Origin of the sequence: Kutzneria sp. 744 (genome assembly GCF_000568255.1) — a bacterium.
Classification (GTDB): Bacteria; Actinomycetota; Actinomycetes; order Mycobacteriales; family Pseudonocardiaceae; genus Kutzneria.
In genome coordinates this window covers 9,492,965-9,494,023 of record NZ_KK037166.1, presented here as the reverse complement: position 1 = coordinate 9,494,023, position 1,059 = coordinate 9,492,965, and the positions used below count along the sequence as shown (strand labels likewise).

Annotated in this window: 1 protein-coding gene; it reads right to left on the bottom strand. The window is 72.4% G+C overall.

Going from position 1 to position 1,059, the window contains the following annotated elements; genetic code table 11:
* Positions 1 to 1,059: ABC transporter permease (locus KUTG_RS43430; RefSeq protein ID WP_198047507.1), on the bottom strand; the 1,059-nt coding region annotated here is incomplete at both ends.

Sequence of the window (1,059 nt, the reverse complement as noted above, 5' to 3'; positions counted from 1 at the left end):
CAGTGATGAGGTAGCCGATGGATGGCAGCGCCGCCGGTTCCAGCTGCGTGGCGCCGAGCATCGTGGACACGCCCGTGATGTCGAGGACCCAGCCCAGTAGTCGCGCCACGGGCCCGCCCAGCAGTGCCCCTGCCGCGCCGGACAGGCCGCCGAGCAGCAGCGCCTCGATCAGGTTGGCCCACACGATCGGCGTGCGGTCGGCGCCGACGCAGCGCAGCAGCGCCGTCTGCTTCTGGCGTTGCAGGTAGACCGCGCGGAAGGTGGCGCCGGCGACGAACACCGAGGTCGCCAGGGCGAGGAGGCTGAACAGGAACAGCAGCACGCGGACCGTGTTGTCGGAGCTCTGGACGGTCCGCTCGCCGTCGCCCGTGCGCACGCTGACGCCGGTGCCGAGCTGCTGGGCCAGGTTGGCCCGCTCCGTGACGTCGCTGGTCCCCGGGGCGAGCAGCAGGTCGAGCTCGGTGGTGTCGAACTTGGGGTTGAGCTTGGTGGCCAGGTCCTTGCCGACGATCATGAAGGGCTCGTCGGTGTGCGCGCCCATCTGCGTCACGCCGACCACGGTGACCTGGACCGGGTGCCCGCCGGCGTCGACCACGGTGAGCTTCTTGCCCGGGGACAGATGCCGTTGGTAGGCCGTGACCTTGTCGATGACCACCTCGCCGTCGGCGGCCGGCGTGCGGCCGTCCTGGAGGGCGTAGCGGTTGAGGGAGGCGTCACCCGGGTCGATCGCCGCCGTGACCCGGTTCGGCAGCGCGCGGCCGTCCGCGCCGACGACGTCGACCGACACCCGTTGCACCGGCACGACCTTGGCGATGTTCGGCGCGCCGGCGAGCTGCTGGGCCACGGCGTTGATGTCGGGGGCCTGGCTCTCCGCGCCGATCGTCGACACGACCACGCCCACCGACTGCGGCACCCGCTCCGCGCCCGCCTTCACGGCGCTGTTCATGGCGTCGCCGAGCATCAGCGAGGCGATGAGGCAGGCGACGCCGACGAGCAGCGCCAGACCGGGCAGCAGCGTCCGGCCGGGGTGGCCGCGCAGTTCCGACAGGGCGAGTCGGG